The sequence below is a fragment of the Chloroflexia bacterium SDU3-3 genome, from assembly GCA_009268125.1.
In the GTDB taxonomy this organism is placed as follows: domain Bacteria; phylum Chloroflexota; class Chloroflexia; order Chloroflexales; family Roseiflexaceae; genus SDU3-3.
The window spans coordinates 165,757-182,906 of record WBOU01000006.1 but is presented as its reverse complement, the minus strand read 5'-3'; the positions used below and the strand labels follow the sequence as shown (position 1 = coordinate 182,906).

At 66.5% G+C, this 17,150-nt stretch carries 12 protein-coding genes and 4 tRNA genes; 10 read left to right on the top strand and 6 right to left on the bottom strand.

Annotated features, from left to right (window positions below):
* The first annotated feature begins 12 nt into the window (after positions 1-12).
* Complete coding sequence (locus tag F8S13_11910; GenBank protein ID KAB8142941.1) at positions 13-3,267, top strand: efflux RND transporter permease subunit; 3,255 nt, start codon at positions 13-15, stop codon at positions 3,265-3,267.
* Positions 3,268-3,296: 29 nt separating this feature from the next.
* The gene (locus F8S13_11905) at positions 3,297-4,796 is read left to right on the top strand and encodes an HlyD family efflux transporter periplasmic adaptor subunit (protein KAB8142940.1); all 1,500 of its coding nucleotides are present in this window, start codon (positions 3,297-3,299) and stop codon (positions 4,794-4,796) included.
* 69 nt (positions 4,797-4,865) lie between these two features.
* Here the strand turns inward: F8S13_11905 and F8S13_11900 are convergent, their stop codons facing one another.
* The 5 genes from F8S13_11900 to F8S13_11880 form a co-directional block, all read right to left on the bottom strand.
* On the bottom strand, positions 4,866-5,231 hold the full coding sequence (locus F8S13_11900; protein KAB8142939.1) for a response regulator: 366 nt from the start codon (positions 5,229-5,231) through the stop codon (positions 4,866-4,868).
* Between the two features lie 30 nt (positions 5,232-5,261).
* The gene (locus F8S13_11895; GenBank protein ID KAB8143148.1) at positions 5,262-6,920 is read right to left on the bottom strand and encodes a HAMP domain-containing protein; all 1,659 of its coding nucleotides are present in this window, start codon (positions 6,918-6,920) and stop codon (positions 5,262-5,264) included.
* 38 nt (positions 6,921-6,958) lie between these two features.
* A complete protein-coding gene (locus F8S13_11890; GenBank protein KAB8143147.1) occupies positions 6,959-7,999 on the bottom strand; it encodes a PstS family phosphate ABC transporter substrate-binding protein in 1,041 nt (346 codons plus the stop codon).
* Between the two features lie 221 nt (positions 8,000-8,220).
* Positions 8,221-9,402 (bottom strand): M20/M25/M40 family metallo-hydrolase, encoded by a 1,182-nt coding sequence (locus F8S13_11885; protein ID KAB8142938.1) that lies wholly within the window; start codon positions 9,400-9,402, stop codon positions 8,221-8,223.
* Positions 9,403-9,423: 21 nt separating this feature from the next.
* Positions 9,424-11,988, bottom strand: a complete 2,565-nt coding sequence (locus F8S13_11880; GenBank protein ID KAB8142937.1) for a CBS domain-containing protein — start codon at positions 11,986-11,988, stop codon at positions 9,424-9,426.
* Positions 11,989-12,116: 128 nt separating this feature from the next.
* Between F8S13_11880 and F8S13_11875 the strand changes: the two genes are divergently transcribed.
* Entirely contained in the window at positions 12,117-13,163 is a 1,047-nt protein-coding gene (locus tag F8S13_11875) for an ABC transporter ATP-binding protein (GenBank protein KAB8142936.1), read from the top strand.
* On the opposite strand, the gene F8S13_11870 is transcribed toward F8S13_11875, so the two are convergent.
* Entirely contained in the window at positions 13,160-14,005 is an 846-nt protein-coding gene (locus F8S13_11870) for an endonuclease/exonuclease/phosphatase family protein (protein KAB8142935.1), read from the bottom strand. The genes F8S13_11875 and F8S13_11870 overlap by 4 nt on opposite strands.
* 38 nt (positions 14,006-14,043) lie before the next feature.
* On the opposite strand from F8S13_11870, the gene F8S13_11865 reads away from it, so the two are divergent.
* From F8S13_11865 to F8S13_11835, 7 genes are all read left to right on the top strand, one after another.
* Complete coding sequence (locus tag F8S13_11865; GenBank protein ID KAB8142934.1) at positions 14,044-14,739, top strand: hypothetical protein; 696 nt, start codon at positions 14,044-14,046, stop codon at positions 14,737-14,739.
* 125 nt (positions 14,740-14,864) lie between these two features.
* A complete protein-coding gene (locus F8S13_11860; protein KAB8142933.1) occupies positions 14,865-15,557 on the top strand; it encodes a Crp/Fnr family transcriptional regulator in 693 nt (230 codons plus the stop codon).
* 153 nt (positions 15,558-15,710) lie between these two features.
* Entirely contained in the window at positions 15,711-16,457 is a 747-nt protein-coding gene (locus tag F8S13_11855) for a sigma-70 family RNA polymerase sigma factor (protein KAB8142932.1), read from the top strand.
* Between the two features lie 99 nt (positions 16,458-16,556).
* Positions 16,557-16,643, top strand: a tRNA-Leu gene (locus F8S13_11850).
* A gap of 30 nt (positions 16,644-16,673) precedes the next feature.
* Positions 16,674-16,747: transfer RNA gene (locus tag F8S13_11845), tRNA-Gln, on the top strand.
* Between the two features lie 73 nt (positions 16,748-16,820).
* Positions 16,821-16,907: transfer RNA gene (locus F8S13_11840), tRNA-Leu, on the top strand.
* A gap of 23 nt (positions 16,908-16,930) precedes the next feature.
* Positions 16,931-17,004, top strand: a tRNA-Gln gene (locus tag F8S13_11835).
* Positions 17,005-17,150 lie beyond the last annotated feature (146 nt).

The window sequence follows — 17,150 nt, the reverse complement described above, 5'->3', positions numbered from 1 at the left end:
CTGAGGTAGATGATGGCGAAACCCGCACGGAACGACGGGCTGGATGGCAATATCATTGCCGATACCTCAATCCGCCAGCCAGTATTCATCACCATGCTGATGCTGCTGGCGGTGGTGACGGGCCTGATAGCGTACAGCGCGCTGCCAGTGAACCTGCTGCCCGATTTCAACATCCCCATTGTTGCGGTGACCGTGCCCTACACCGGCGCTGGCCCGCAGAGCGTGGCCGATCAGGTTGCCGAGCCGATCGAGGATCGCATCAACACGATCAACGGCGTCAAGCACATCACCTCAACCTCCAGCGAGGGCACCGCCACAATTGTGGTCGAGTTCCAGGCCGGTGTGGATGTCGACCGGGCCGAGCAGGATGTGCGCGAGAAGGTTAACGCGCTGCTGCCGCGCCTGCCCAGCGATGTGGGCGACCCGACCTACCTGAAGTTCGACCCGAACGATCAGGCCATCCTCACGGTGGCGGTCGCCTCCGACGGCAGCCGCTCGCCGCTGGAGCTGCGCAAGCTGGTGGATGACGACATCGTGCCGCGCCTGCAGCGCATCCCCGGCGTGGGCGCGGTGGATGTGAACGGCGGCCAGAAGCGCCAGCTGAACGTGCAGATGAACCTGGATCAGCTGAAGACGCGGCAGATCCTGCCGTCGCAGATCATCAGCTCGCTCCAGGCGGCCAACACCAACTATGGCCTTGGCTCGATCGGCGATGGCGAGCGCGACATCAGCCTGCGCGCGCCCAGCATGATCCAGGAGCCGAAGGACATCGAGCGCATCCAGATCACCGGCACAGCGTTTCGGGTGGGCGATGTGGCGCGGGTGGTGGATGGCATCGCCGAGCAGAAGAGCTACGCGCGCCTGAATGGCCAGGATGCGATCAGCCTAGCGGTGCGCAAGCAGTCGGGCACCAACACGGTGTCGGTGGCCGAGGCGGTGAAGGCCGAGCTGACCGCGATCTTCGCCAATCGCACCGACCTGAAGTACTACATCCCCAACGACCAGTCGGATGCCGTGCGCAGCTCGGTCGAGAGCGCGATCGAGGAGCTGCTGATCGCGGCGGTGTCGGCCATGCTGATCGTGCTGATCTTCTTCCGCGACATCCGCAACACCCTGGTCACTATCTCCGGCCTGCCGGTGATCATGATCGGCACGTTTGTGGCGCTGCAGGCCTTTGGGCTGTCGATCAACCTGATCACGCTGCTGGCGCTCTCGCTCTCGGTGGGCCTGGTGATCGACGACGCGATCGTGGTGCGCGAGAACATCTTCCGCCACATGGAGCGCGGCGAGACCCCGCGTGTGGCCTCCAGCCGCGGCACCGCCGAGGTGGCGCTGTCGGTGCTGGCCATGACGCTCACGATCATCTCGGTGTTCCTGCCGGTCACGTTCACATCGGGCATCACCGGCATCATCTTCAAGTCGTTTGGCCTTACGGTGGCCTCGGCCATGGCGCTCTCGCTGATCGAGGCGTTCACGCTGGCCCCCATGCTCTCGGCCTATCTGTTCAAGCAGCGCCTGCCCCACGGCTCGCTGGCCGAGATCGCGGCCCGCAAGCTGAAGGGCCAGCCGCAGGCCGAGTCGACCCGCGCCGAGACGGTGCCGCCCACGGCGGATGCCGAGGCCGACCACGCCATGCTGGAGGCCGAGGACGACCCCGGCGCGCTGGGCCGCTTCTACGGGCGGGTGCTGGGCTGGGCGCTCTTGCACCGTGGGCTGGTGGTGGTGATCGCCGTGGTGGTGCTGCTGCTGAGCGGCTGGGTCGCCACCCACCTCAAGTTCTCGTTCTTCCCCGGCCAGGAGAGCAGCTCGTTCACCATGCAGTTCGAGCTGGAGCCAGGCACCGCGCTGGCCCAGACCGATAAGCTGGCCCGCCAGGCCGAGCAGGTGCTGCTGAACGATCCGCGTGTGGATGCGGTGATCTCGACGGTGGGCTTCACCGGCAACGCCGAGCGCGCCAGCTTCTTTGTGAAGCTGAAGCCGGGCACGCCCACGGTCGAGACCCAGGATGAGCTGCGCCCCCAGCTGGGCTTCCTGCGCAAGCTGGCCTTCGCGCAGCCCTCCTACCAGGGCGGCAGCAGCGCCGATGTGACCAGCCGCACCATCCAGATGAGCGTGCAGACCACCAAGCAGGTCGAGGAGATCGCGCCGGTGCTGCTGAAGCTGCAGGGCGAGGCCAACAGCATCCCGGGCCTGGTGGATGTCGATACCTCGTACAAGCCGGGCAAGCCCGAGCTACAGTTCCACGCCGACCCGGCCAAGACCGGCAATCTGGGCATCACTAACCAGAGCATCGCTATCTCGGTGCGGGCGCTGATCAACGGCGACACCGCCACCGTCTTCCGCCAGAACGGCGATGATGTGGATGTGTTTGTGCAGCTGCAGCCCGGCGACCGCGCCTCGACCGACGACCTGCGCGGCATCGCTGTGCCGACGGCGGCGGGCAGCGTGCCGCTGAGCGCGCTTGTCACCGCCGAGGGCGGGGCCAGCCCCACCAGCATCCGCCGCTACGACCGCATGAACCAGGTGCTGATCGGCGCAAACGTGGTCGGGCGCACATCCGCCGAGGTGCAGAAGGACATCCAGGCGCGTGTTGATGCGGTCAAGAGTTCGCTGCCGCCGGATATCTCGGGCGACCTGATCTTCAGCTTTGTAGGCACCGCGCAGATGCAGTCCGAGGGCTTCTCGACGCTATTTATCGCCATGGGCCTCTCGGTGCTGTTTGTGTATATGGTGCTTGCCTCGCAGTTCGGCTCGTTCACGCAGCCGCTGGTGATCATGCTGGCCATGCCGTTCAGCTTCATCGGCGCGTTTATCTCGCTGATCCTCACCGGCATCGAGATGGACATCACCGGCATGATCGGCCTGATCATGCTGCTGGGTCTGGTGACGAAAAACTCGATTCTGCTGGTCGATTTCACCAACCGCCTGCGTAAGGCCGGGATGCCCAAGCACATGGCGATCGAGCGCTCTGGCTCGGTGCGCCTGCGCCCCATTCTGATGACCACGCTGGCGATCGTGGCCGGCTCGCTGCCCACCGCGCTCAGCATCCACCTGTTCTCCAGCGGCCAGGGCACCGAGTTCCGGCGTGGCCTGGCGGTGGTGCTGATCGGTGGCCTGATCACATCGATGTTCCTGACGCTGCTGGTGGTGCCGGTGGCTTACTCGCTGCTCGACTCGATCACCACGCGATTCACGCGCATGTTTCGGCGCGAGCGCGCAACCGCCGCCGTGGGCGCGTCGCCCGAGGTGCGCGGCTCTGCCGACTAGCGCGGCGGCCTCTTCCCGCATATTGCAGCATGTCACGAAGGAGAAATAGACCCGTGGAACGGATAGTTGTTACAGGTGTTGCTATTTTGGCGCTGGCTGGGGCGGCCACCGGCCTGAGCGGCTGCGGCGAGACATCGCACGCGCCCACCGCCGCGCCGCTGGCCCAGGCCACCGCTGGAGGCGCTGCCGCCGCGCCCTCGCCCACCCCGCTGTCGCTGGAGAGCGCGACCGCCCAGGCTGGCAGCATGACCATTGACTTTGGCGTGAGCGGCGTGGGCGAGGTGAAAGCCGCCCGCGATGCCGATCTGGTGTTCCTGGTGCAGGGGCCGGTGGCCCAGGTGCTGGTGAAAGAGGGCGACCGCGTGAAGCAGGGCGACACGCTGGTGGTGCTCGATACCAGCACCTTTGATCAGCAGGTGGCCCAGGCCGAGGCCGCGCTGACCATCGCTAGGGCGCAGGAGAGCGCGCTGACCGAGGCCCCCAAGTCCGCCGATGTCTCCGCCGCCCGCGCCGCCGTGGCCCAGGCCGAGGCCGCGCTGAACCGCGTGAGGCAGGGCGCGAAGGCGCAGGATCGCCAGTCGGCCCAGGCCGCGCTTGAGGCGGCCAAGGCCAACCTGCAGTCCACCAAGGACAAGCTGTCGCTGGCCAAGACTCAGGCGGAGTCGCAGCTGGAGCAGGCGGTGCAGGCGCTGACGGCGGCCCAGGCTAGGTATGCCCAGGCCAAGTACAACTGGGACTACGTGCAGGAGACTGGGAATGACCCGATCACGCCAAACGTGACCTCCAGCGCTGGCAAGAAGTCGCCCAACAAACTCTCCGAGGGCGGGCGGCAGAACTACGCGGCCCAGTTCCAGCAGGCCGAGGCCGCGCTGAAGCAGGCCGAGGAGAATGTGGCCGTGGCCCAGGCCGCCGCCGAGACCGCGCGGCAGTCCGAGGTCACGGGCGTGCAGGCCGCCGACCAGCAGGTGGTGCAGGCCCAGGCCGCCACCGACAAGGTCAACGCCGACGCCGATGTCGCCGATCTGGCCTCGGCCCAGGCAGCGCTGGCCCAGGCCAAGGCTAACCAGGCCAAGCTGCAGCCCTCGCCCAACAACTCGCAGAAGGCCCAGGCGGGCGGCGCGGTGGCCCAGGCCACGGCGGCGCTGGAGCTAGCCAAGATCAGCCGCTCGCGCGCCGAGCTGCGCGCCCCCTTCGATGGCGTGGTCTCGGTGGTGAATGTGGACCCGGGCGACTCCAGCACGGTCAGCGGCGGGCCGGTGGTGCGCGTGGTGGACACCAGCTCGATGCACGTGGATGTGCAGATCAGCGATGTGGATATCGGCAAGGTGAAGGAGGGCCAGCAGGCCGAGCTGCGCCTAGATGCCCTGCCCGATCAGGTGATCACCGGCACCGTCAGCTATATCGCCCCCGCCGCCTCGGTGCAGGGCACGCTGCGCACCTACCTGGTGCGCGTGACGGTCGACACGATCGAGGGCATGCGCGCAGGCATGAGCGCGCGGGTGGATATCATCACATCCAGCAAGAAGTAGCCACCCTCGGGCAGCAGAAAGCGGCGGTCGCACCGTGCGACCGCCGCTTTCTGCTGCCCTGAACAGGCCCTAGATCAGCTTGCGAACCTTGCGGATCAGGTCGTCGTACTCGAAGGGCTTGGTCAGCACATCCGAGCAGCCCACGCTGCTGGCGTGCTGGATGTCGGCGGGCGTCACGTGGCCGGTCACAGCGATGATCGGCGTGTGGGCGATCGCTGGCTCGGCCTTGATCGTGCGGGTGGCAGTCCAGCCATCCACCTCGGGCATGGAAAGATCCATGAACACCAGCGAGGGCCGCTGGGCGCTCACCTGCTCGATGGCCTCGCGGCCATTGCGGGCGTAGATCACCTTGAACCCGTTGACCTCAAGCATCTGGCCGATGATATAGCGGTTGTCGTGGTTGTCATCCGCAACCAGGACGGTTTTTGTGCTCATAAGTGCTACCCTTGTGTTGACGTAAGATTACTAGGCGGTCGCGAGCATCAGCGATGAACCGGCCTGCGCCTCGCCCTCGGGGCCGATGGTGAGCGGCAGGGTGAGCGTGAAGGCCGAGCCGACCCCCGGCGTGCTGGCCACGGCGATCTCGCCGCCCAGCATCCGCGCTAGCTGTCGGCTGAGCGCCAGGCCGAGGCCGGTGCCGCCGTAGCGGCGCGTCACCGAGGCATCGGCCTGCGTGAACGGCTGGAAGAGCTTGGCGATCTGCTCGGCGCTCATCCCTATCCCGGTATCCTCCACGGTGAACACCACGCACGGCTGAGCGCTCTGGGTCGCACGCGCGATGCTGATGCGGATCGTCCCATCCTTGGTGAATTTTATGGCGTTGTTGGTCAGGTTGAAGAGAATCTGGCGGATCTTCGAGCTGTCCGACGACATGGCGATCTCCTCGGCAGGCAGGCTCGCGATCAGGCGGTTGCCCTGGTCGCCCGCCAGCGGCTCGGTGATCCCCACGATCTCCTGCACCAGCTGGCTGACCGAGAAGCTGGTAATGTCCAGATCCATGCGGCCCTGCTCGATCTTCGAGAAGTCGAGGATGTTGCTAATGATGGTGAGCAGGTGCTTGCCCGCGCCGCGTAGCCGATCCAGCTCGGGCACCATGTCGGGCTGCTTGATCGAGGCGCGCATGTGCAGCAGCTGGGCGTAGCCCAGGATGGCCGTGAGCGGCGTGCGCAGCTCGTGGCTCATGGTGGCCAGGAACATGCTTTTGGCTTGGCTGGCGGCCTCGGCGGCGGTGCGGGCGCGGGTGGCCTCCTCCTCGGCCTGCTTGCCCCGGATCAGGTCCTCGGTCAGCTGCTGCTGGCGGCGCAGGCTCTCGGCGATCTCGGCGTTGCGCTGCTCCAGCGCGGCCCGCTGGCTGCGCAGGCTGTCCACCATCTGGTTGAAGTTCTTGGCCAGCACGCCCAGCTCGTCGCGGGTGGCCACCTCGACGCTGCGGTCGAGGTCGCCCGCCGCCACCGCCACGGTGGCCGTGGTGATCCGCCGCACGCGGCTGGCGATCCGGGTTGAGAGCATCAGGCCGATCACCGCCGAGAGCACCAGGGTCACGATGGTGTCGGCCAGCACCACCATGCGCGAGGTCTGGTAGCCCTGCTGCACATCGCCCAGGGCCTCGGTGGCCTCGCGCTGGTTTTCCTGGCCCAGCTGCTGCGCGGCGCTGACCACGGCCTGGTACAGCGGGTTGAGCCGGTTCAGGGCGGGCTGCACCGACCCGGTGTTGCTCTGCCGCGCCGAGGGCAGGAAGCGCTGGTGGGTGGCCTCCACAAAGGCATCCCAGGCGGCCTTGGCCGTGCCGAGCGAGGGCGTGCCGCCGCGCGCGCCCTCGATCTGCTGGTAGCTGGCGAACTGCTGGCTCATCTGGCCCTCCAGGTCGCTTAGCTCCTGCTCGATCCGTGTCTTGTCGGCGCTGCTGTTGTTGATGATGTATTCTAGCTGGAGGCCGTGGTACTTGGTGATGATGAAGTTGATGTTGTCGGCGATGTCGAGCGATGGGATGGTGGTGGTCTCGACAAACGAGGCCTTCTCGTTCATCTCGCTCATCTGGTGCAGCCCGAAGAAACCGAGGCTCACCATCAGCAGCAGATCGAGCGCGAAGGCGGCGAGCAGTTTGGTGCGTATGGAGAAGATCATGGGTGTGTGCGATGATGTGTGGCCTCGGGCGTGGAGGCTCATCTGTTCTCCTCAAGGTTGAGCAGCTGCTCAATGGAGACGCCGATCTGGAGCTTGCCGCCAAACACCGAGCCTGTCTTCTGCTGTTGGGCGCGGGCGCGTACCAGCGCGGCCACGTTTGGCGTCAGCGGCACATATTTCACATTGGCCACGGCCTGGCTCGCGTGGGCCAGGTAGGTTTCCACAAAGGTGCTGACCTCGGGCCGCGCCAGCGCATCCTTTCGTACGTAGATGAACAGCGGGCGCGCGAGCGGCTGGTAGCTGCCGTCGGCGATCGTCTGCTCGTTGGGCTTTACGCAGCCGTGCCCGGCGTCGATGGCCAGCACCTTGAGCTGATCTTGAAACTCGCGGTAGTAGGCGTAGCCGAAGAAGCCCAGCGCATAGCGGTTGCTGATGATATCCTGCACGATCAGGTAGTCATCCTCGCTGCCGGTGTAGTCGCTGCGGCTCAGGTGCTCGGTTCCCACCACGGCGCTGGTGAAGTAGTCGTAGGTGCCCGAGTCGACGCCGGGGCCTTCGAGCTTCAGCTCTTCGTCGGGCCAGCCAGGGCGGATCTGCTTCCAGCGTGTGATCGTCTTCTCGGCGGCTGGCTCCCACATGCGCTTCAGCTCGTCGGTGGTGACGCACTCGACCCAGGTGTTGCTATTGTTGACCACCACCGAGATGCCATCGAAGGCGACCGGAAGCTCGATAAACTCGATCGTATTTGCCGCGCACTGCTGGATCTCCTCGCTGCTGATCGGGCGCGATGCGTCGGCGATGGTCAGCTCGCCCAGGCAGAACTTTTTGAACCCCGCGCCGCTGCCGCTGACGCCCAGCTGCACATGCACATTGGGGGCCTGCTGCTGAAACTGGCTGGTGATCGCCTCGGTGATCGGGAAGACCGTGCTCGACCCGTCGATCACGATCGTGCCCACCAGCGACGCGTCGGCGGGGATGGTGGCCGCCGACACCGATGGTGCCGCTGGTGCGGTGGCTGCCGGGATCGTGGCAATATCGGTTGACGATGCGACCGCATTCGGATCACTGCACGCCGTCATGCTGCCGAAGATCGCGATCAGGAGTAGTCCGCGTAGGCGACGTTCCACGGTTGTTCCTTATAGCACTGGACGCTGGTATGGCTATAGCCTACGGGAGAATAATTAAATCTGTGTTAACGCAGCGGCAAGCCTTGGTTAATTGTTGGGGGTGCGAGCGGGGATCGTATGGGGCGGGCGCACCATAGCGGTGCGCCCATGTGGTTAGGAAAGCTGTGTTTTGCCTAACTTGCGGCCAGCGCCAGCCAGAGCAGGGCGCGCATACCCTGGCCCACCCTGGTGGTCTCGATATACTCGTCGAGCCGGTGGGCGTTGGCCCCATCGGTCACGCCGATGCACACGGCGGGGATGCCCATGCTCAGCGGGATATTGGCGTCGGTGCTGCCCACGCCGGATGAGGTGGTGGTGCCCACGGCCTTGTAGGCCGCCTGGGCCAGCCGCACCAGCGGGTGGTCGTGGCCGATCCGGCCTGCGGGGCGGTCGCCCACCACCTCGGCGCTGATCGTCACCTGCGGCTCGGCGGCCTGGGCCGTGGCCACGATGCGCTCGGCCTGGCGGATGAGGTGGCCAAGCGCGTCGGACTCGACCGAGCGCAGGTCGAGCAGCAGCGAGGCGTGCTCGGCGATCGCGTTGATGCTGGTGCCGCCCTCGATCACACCGATGTTGTAGCTGCTGTGGGCCTTGGGAAGCTCCAGGTGGGTGAGGCGCTCGGCCAGACGCACCAGGCTGTGGATAGCGCTCGGCGCGCCGAAGTTCTGCCACGAGTGGCCGCCAGGGGCCTTGGCCGTGATCCGGTAGCGCCGCACCCCGATGGCCTCGTGCACGATCCGGTCGTGGCCGGTGCCCTCCAGGGCGATCGCGCGACGGATGCTGCCGCGCAGCCGCCCCACCGCCGCGCGCATGCCGCGCAGGTCGCCCAGGCCCTCCTCGCCCACATCGGCTACCAGCCACAGGTCGTGGGCGGGCACGATCTGCTGCGCGATCAGCGCCTTGCCTAGGTGCAGCAGCGCGGCCACGCCCAGGCTGTTATCGCCCAGTCCGGGGCCGTAGATCCGCTGGCCCTCGCGGCGGATGGCTAGGTCGGTGGCTGCGGGGAACACTGTGTCCATATGCGCGGCGATCAGCAGGCCTCCCTGCGGCTCGCGGCCCGGCACGCGCCCGTATACGTTGCCGATCGCATCCACATCCACATCGGCCAGCCCATACTCCAGCATCAGCTGGCGCACGGCCTCGGCGCGCGCCCCCTCGCTGAAGGTGGGCGCGGCGATCTGCTGGATGCGGATGGCGGTCTCGATCACGTCGGCGCTGTGGTCGAGCTGCTCGGCGGCTCGCTGGGCGAGGGGGCTGCTGATCCAGGGGCTCAGGGTGGCGGTTGTGTCGTAGATCATCGAGCTTTCACTTTTCATCGTGCGGCGCTGCGCACCTAACTATATCGTTGGGTTGGCAAAGGTGTGGAGCACCCACGCCTCCTCATCTGCGCGGCTGGAGACCAGCCCATCGAGCTTGGCCGCGCGCAGCTCGGCGAGCATCTGGCCGATGCGCGGCCCAGGCGGGAAGCCCAGCTGCTGCAGATCGCGCCCGTTCAGCGCGATGCGGGTGGGCCGTAGGGCCTGGATGTAGCGGCGGATCTGGGCGGCAGCCGCGCCGCCCTCGGCGCAGGCGGCGGTGTGCAGGGCCGCTGCGCCAATCCCGTTCAGCAGCCGATCCAGTGCGCTGTCGGCCAGGGCGGCATTATGGATCTGGCCCATAGCGCGCCGGACCGCGCCCACATCCTCGGCCAGCCGCACGATGTTCGCGGGCGGCTGGTAGCGGGCGAGCAGCTCGGCGCGGTCAGCATCTGCAAGCGGGTAGATCAGCAGCCCCAGCACCACCAGTGCGTATGGCGTCTCGCCCAGCGCCGCCGCGCGGGCGGCCTGGGCCTGGCGGCTCTGCGCCGCGCCCCAGCCTAGCGTCGGGTAGATGGCCTGCAGCGCGCCCAGCTCGTCCAGTAGCTCCAGGGCCAGCGGGGGCTGCGGCTCGTGCAGCACCAGGCTCAGCTCGTTGAAGAGGCGCTGGGGCGAGATCACGCCCAGCAGGCCGCGATCCAGCGCGTCGCCGATCAGGGCGCGGGTGTGCGGCTCGATAGTGAAGCCCAGCCGCGCGGCGAAGCGGGCGGCGCGCAGGATGCGGGTCGGGTCGTCAATGAAGCTCAGGCTGTGCAGCACGCGGATCTGCTTGGTTTCCAGATCGCGCTCGCCGCCGTGCAGGTCGTAGCGCCAGCCGTAGCGCGAGGCGTTGAGGCAGATCGCCAGCGTATTGATAGTGAAATCGCGCCGCCGCAGGTCGTGGCGCAGCCCCGCAGGCTCGATCTGCGGCAGCGCGCCCGGTGCGGCGTAGAACTCGCTGCGGGCGGTCACAAAGTCGAGCGAGCGCGTGTCGATCTGCGGGTCATCCAGCGCCAGCGTGGCCGTGCCGAACTGGCGGTAGCTGGTCGCCTGGCCACCCAGCCGGTTGGCCAGCGCCTCGGCCAGGCGGATGGCGTTGCCCTCAACCAGCAGGTCGAGGTCGCCCTGCGCCCGCCCCAGCAGCATGTCGCGTACGGTGCCGCCCACCAGGTAGAGCCAGCAGCCCTGCTGCTCGGCCTGCTCGGCGGCGGTGCGCAGTAGCTCCAGCAGCCGTGGGGCCAAAAAGTGCTCTAGCTCCTCCGCATCGTTGGGGTGGTATGTATCGGCATCATCCACCGGCAGATCGGCCCGCGTGATGATGCCCATCAGCCGCCCGCCCATGTCGGTCACCAGCAGCTTGCCATGGGGGCTGCCCTGGCGGTCGGCCAGCAGTCGTCGCACCTCGCCAATCATGGTGTGCGGGGCCACGGTCGGCGGGCATGGCCACATAAACGCGCTGACCGCCGCGCCGCCCAGGCCGTGGCGCATGGCCGTGTCGGCATCTTGGCGCGTCAGGATGCCGCGCGGGGCCTGCTGGGCATCCACCAGCGGCAGCGCGCTATGCCCGCTGCGCTCCAGCGCGGCGCTGGCCTCGGCCATGGTGGCGGTGGTGGGCAGGCAGCGCACCACGCGCGACATCAGCTGCTCGGCAGCGGTGCTGGGCCGCAGCATGCGCCGGATGGCCCGCTCAAGGTCGGCCTGCACCGACTCGCAGCCCTGCCCGCGCACAAACGCCGCCGCCGCCGCCGCGTGCCCGCCGCCGCCGAAGCCCCGCGCGATCGCCCCGGCGTCGATCGCATCGGTGGCGGCGCGCAGGATGATCTGCGTGCCGTGGTGGTTGGTGCTGATCGCTAGGCCGATCACCGATGGCGCGTAGAGGTCGGCCAGCTTCTCGGCCAGCACCGCCAGCTGGGGAGCGTCGCCCTGGATGGCCGCCGAGGCCAGCAGGATGCTCCAGCCGTCGATCGTCAGGATCTGCATGCGCGACTCGATCTGGCGGAAGATCCGCTCCTGCTCGGCGGTGAGTGGGCGGTGCAGGAACTCGCCGACGGCCTCGATCTGCGCACCCTGGCCCAGCAGCCATGCGGCGGCGGCCACATCCTCTTGGCGGGTGGTGGGGTAGGAAAGGTGGCCGGTGTCCTCGTAGATGCCCAGCAGCATCAGGGTGGCCTCGGTGGCGCTCAGCCCGCAGCCGCGCTCGATCAGGCGGGCCACCAGCAGCGATGTGGTCGCGCCCAGCTCGGCGTGGATCAGCTCCTCGTGGGGGCGCGGCGGCTGGCTGCGCGGGTGGTGGTCGATGATCAGCGTGGGGATCTGCTCATCGTCCAGGCCGGGCAGCGATGGCGCGCTGGGCGTGTCTACCACGATCAGTCGGCTGACCGGGCGCTCGGGCAGATCCTCTTCGCGCACGAAGGGGAGGTGCTGGTGGTGCAGCGACTCGAACTCGGCCACGTTGTCGCGCAGGCGGTGGTTGAGCACCGCGATCGCGCGTGGGTAGAGCTTCTGGGCCGCCAGCTGCGCCGCGAGGCCGTCGAAGTCGGTGTTGCTGTGTGTTACAATCAGTTCCATGCTTCGCCTGACGTGGTATCCGATGGGTTGCATTATAACAAGGAATGGCGCGAAAGGCGCGTTGTTCAAGAAAAGCGCGCCGAATTATAGCACTTTGTGCGCGTTTGCTGCCTTACGGCTGTGGCTGCATGCTAGACATCGATCAGCTTTTTAAACACTACGGTCAGATCGCCGCGCTACGAGGCGTGAGCCTAACCGCCGAGCAGGGACATGTGGTCTGCCTGCTTGGCCCATCGGGCTGCGGAAAATCGACCCTGCTGCGGCTCGTGGCCGGGCTAGAGCAGCAGGATGCTGGCGCTATCCGCTTTGCTGGCCAGGCGGTGGATGCCACCCCCACGCACCAGCGCGGCTTCGGCCTGATGTTTCAAGACTACGCGCTGTTTCCGCACCGCACGGTGGCCGAGAATGTGGCTTTTGGCCTGCAGATGCGCCGCGCCGCCAGGGATGAGACCCAGCGCCGCGTGGCCGAGCTGCTGGATCTGGTGGGGCTGGCTGGCTACGGCCCGCGCCGGGTGGATGCGCTCTCGGGCGGCGAGCGGCAGCGCGTGGCCCTGGCCCGCAGCCTTGCGCCCGCCCCGCGCCTGCTGATGCTCGACGAGCCGCTGGGGGCGCTCGACCGCGCATTGCGAGAGCGCCTGCTCGACGATCTGGCGGGTATCCTGCGGCGGCTTGGCCAGACCAGCCTGTATGTCACACACGATCAGGCCGAGGCCTTTGCGATCGCCGATCGGGTCGTGCTGATGAACGCCGGCCAGATCGAGCAGGTTGGCACGCCCGAGCAGGTCTACCGCCAGCCGCGCACGCTGTTTGTGGCGCGCTTTCTCGGCTTCTCGAATGTGCTTGCGGCCACGGTGGGCGGGCAGGAGGCTGATCTGGTGCGGGTCGACACTGCGCTTGGGGTGTTGTATGCAAAAGGTTCAGCCGCCGAAACCCTAACGTCTATTGTCATCCGCCCCGAGGCTGCCCAGCTGGCCCACCCCAGCAGCGCCGGGCCGAATCTGCTGGCCTGCACGGTGATCGATCGGCTGTTTCGCGGCGGTAGCTCGCGCATCCAGGTGCAGCCAGCCGCTGGCCCCGTGCTCACCTTCGAGCTGGATGCAGCCGACCTGCCCGCATCAGGCCAGCCGATCACGCTCCAGCTGCGCCCCGACGCCATAAGCCTGCTTGCGCCCTAGCCCCAGCGCACATCCAGCCGCACCCCGATGTGATCCGACAGGAAGCCCATACCTCGTCCCAGCTGCACTCGCTCGCCAAAGCACAGGTCGCTCTGCACCGCCAGCCCCGGCAGCGCGGGCGCGCGCACAAAGGTGTAGTCGATCGGCAGCGCAAACCGCGCGGGGATGCCCGGCAGCGGGCGGTAGCTTGGCCGCTGGTCGTGGGCCAGCGGGTCGAGCGCGCCGCTGGCCTGCACAAACTCGTCGTACAGGGCCGTGCCGCGCGGCACGTTGAAATCGCCGCAGGCCACCACCAGGGCATCCTCGGGCTGGTGCCGCATCACCTCGGCCAGCTGTTCCAGCTGGCGGCGCTCGGTCTGCAGGTAGGGGTTTTCGCTCTGCCAGTCGCCGCGGTAGTTGGCGCTCAGGTGGGTGTTCAGCACCACCACGCGCTGCGCGCCGCACCAGTGCTCGGTGCGCAGTATGCCTTTGGAAAGCGCCACATCGGCCAGCGCCGGGCTGTACCACAGGCCACGGTCGCGGTAGGGTATAAAGCTGTGGCCGCCGATCGGCTGCTGGGCGAGGCTGAGCAGCCCGCCGCGCGGGGCGTGGATGTGCGGCGCGGATGCGCTGTGCGGGAAGTGCGGGGCGCACGCGGCCCGCAGCAGCCGGTGGTATGGCCAGACCTGCACCTCCTGCAGGCAGACCACGTCGGGCCCTACCGCATCGAGCTGCTGCGCCAGCGCGCGCAGCCGCAGGTGGGTCACCGGGCCGGGCACGCCAAAGCAGTTGAATGTGATCAGTGAAAATGTGCTCATGCTGGCCAACAAGCACATGTGGTGCCAGCGGCACGCGGGTTGCATCGGCAGGGGCAGAACACCCGATAGCAGAAAGGCCCGCCATGAACCTGCCCGATCTTGCCCGCTACGCGCTGCTGGCCGGGGTCGCCGCCACCGCCGAGGCCAACCGCCGCCACTACCGTATGCGCACCACCTGGCTCCCCCACCTGGCGCTGAACGCCGCCGCCCTGCTGCTGCCCGATCTGCTGCGCCGTGCCCTTCCCAGCGCCTCCCAGGGCCAGGGTGGCCTGCCATCTGCCTTGGCCGCCACCGCCCGCGAAATCGCCTGTGAGCGGCCTGCCTACGCCGCCTACGCCGCGCCGCTGGCGGCGGGCTACATGCTCTCGCACCCGCAGTTCAACATCTACAAGGGCGCGTGGGGCGAGATGCGGCTGGCGGGGCTTGGCTTCGATGCGCTGCCCCACGCCGCCGCCGGTTTTGCGCTCAGCGCCACCGCCATGGATGCGGCCAGCGCGCTTGATCGGCACCTCGCGCCTAGCGCGGTGGCGGCGGGTGTGGCGGGCTGGGCCGCTCGGCATCGTGCGCTGACCGCCCTGGCCGGGCTGGCGGTGGTCACGGCCCTGTGGGAGCTGGCCGAGTACCGGACCCACCGCTACGAGCTGGCCAAGCGCGGCGATGTGAGCGCGATCAATATGCAGTGGAGCGTCGAGGATACCGTGGGCGATGTGCTGGCCAACCTGCTGGGCTGGCTAGCAGCGGCCCTTTGGCGGGGCAGAAGGCGAACTGCGCCGCAATAAGCGGGGCTGAAAGCGCAATTCTCTGGTATAAACATCGTGAAATATATGATACCATACCGGCATCGGCAAATGTGCGGAAGATGATTGCGTCGTTGTCTGACGCAAGCTGTTGATGAGGTTTGGTAATGCCAGCTGTCTCCGATCCACAAACGTTAGGAAAGCTACCACTTTTTCATAACCTTGGGCTTGAGCAGCTTCAACACCTCAACACCATTCTCCGCCGCCGCCAGGTGTCGGCGGGCACCGATATCGCCACCGCCGAGCAGCCCGGCGAGGTGGTCTACATCATCCTCTCAGGCACGGTCAAGATCCACGCCGAGCAGGTTGATGGCAGCAGCGTGATCCTGGCCATCCTCGGGCCAGGCGAGCTGGTGGGCGAGATGAGCGTGCTCGAGAACATCGGGCGCTCGGCCACCGTCGAGACCCTCGAAGACTCGCAGGTGCTGTGGATGGATGGCCGCAGCTTCGAGCAAAGTATCCAGCGCATCCCCGAGATGAACTCTAATCTCGTGCGCATCTTCTCGCGGCGGCTGCGCCTGGCCAATGCCCAAATTCAGGCCCTGGCGACGTTAGATGTATTTGGGAGGGTCGCGCGCCAGCTGCTGGCCTTCGCCAACGAGTACGGCCAGCCCCAGCAGCTGGGTGTGCTCATCCCCCTGCGGCTCAGCCAGACCGATCTGGCCGGCATGGTCGGCGCATCGCGCGTGCGGGTCAACCAGGTGCTGGCCTTCTACCGCCAGCAGGGCTACGTGGCGGTCGACCAAGATTCTCGCATCACGGTGCTCAACCAGGATGCCCTCGCCCAGCGCTGCCAGTAATTAACCGGGTGTTCCTCATCTGTTTTTAAGTTAACAGCTCCCCTGTAAAGTATTTAACTGCGTATCCTTCATCGGTCGGGTAGAGTAGAGCTACGAAATAGTTCTGACTAGTACTGATCCCCGCCAGCCGCGGGTGCAGAGGAGATAGCGCAGATGTATATGCACCAGACCACCACTGTTTCCCGCCACACCGCCGAGCCGATGTTCGCGAGCGAGACCCCCCTTCTGGCGCAGATGGATCTGTCAATCCTCATCCAGCGCTGCGCCGCCGAGAGCGAGCGCTTCTACCGCGGCCAGGTCAACGACACATCCTACGCCTACGAGCTGTTCCGCCGCGCCCTGGTCGACGAGTGCGAGATCGCCTGGGAGTATATGTACCAGCACTACTCGCCACTGGTCGAGAGCTGGGTTCGCCGCTGCGGCGCGTTCTCGCAGACAGGCGAGAGCAGCGAGTTTTTTGTGGTGTCGGCCTTCACCAAGTTCTGGAAGGCTATGCGCTCGAAATCCTTCGAGTCGTTCCCTAGCCTAGCGGCCCTGCTGCACTACCTGCAGCTCTGCACCAACTGCGTGGTGATCGACAGTGTGCGCGCCCAGTCGTGGGCCGAGGTGCTGCCCGAGGAGGCGCTGGCCACCGCCCAGGATGATCAGGCCTCGCCTGACGAGATGGTGCTCGACCGCGCGCACCGCGAGGAGATCTGGTCGTGCATCACCACCCTGCTGAACGACCCCTCCGAGCGCATCATCCTCTACGAGTCCTTCGTGCTTGGCATGAAGCCCGGCGACATTTTCTCTCGTCACAGCGACCTATTTGCCACCGTCAGCGTGGTCTACAACCTCAAGCGCAACCTGCTTGAGCGGCTTGGCCGCAACCAGCAGCTGCGCCGCCTTGTCGGCATTTGACAAATACTGAGACCCGTGCTAATATGCACCCCGTCGCGAGCGAGTAGAAACGCCGAAGCGAAACAGCGCAGAAGGCATCAGAAAGCTCGTGAACCACTTGCCGAAGTGGCGGAACTGGCAGACGCGCTACGTTCAGGGCGTAGTGAGGGTGACCTCGTGTGGGTTCAAATCCCACTTTCGGCACCAACAAGTCCTTTGGCTATGGCTTGTAGGTATTGGGGAATAGTTTAACGGTAGAACGCTGGATTCTGGCTCCAGTAGTTGGGGTTCGAGTCCCTGTTCCCCAGCCAACTGCGTAGCGGCAACGCTTGTTACCGCTACGCGAAATACCCACCGCGCGGGGCGCGGGCACATTGACAATTTGCCGAAGTGGCGGAACTGGCAGACGCGCTACGTTCAGGGCGTAGTGAGGGTGACCTCGTGTGGGTTCAAATCCCACCTTCGGCACCAACAAGCTTTGGCTTGTGGTGTATTGGGGAATAGTTTAACGGTAGAACGCTGGATTCTGGCTCCAGTAGTTGGGGTTCGAGTCCCTGTTCCCCAGCCAGCCGAGACGCCGCCTTGGATAACCCAAGGCGGCGTCTTTGTATTTTCTCTACGACATCCCCGTTTAAATCTGGCGATTGTGCACATTTTTGGCCCTGCTGATCCTTGCTGCACGAAACGCTTTCTGCTACACTATACCTGCAAAAT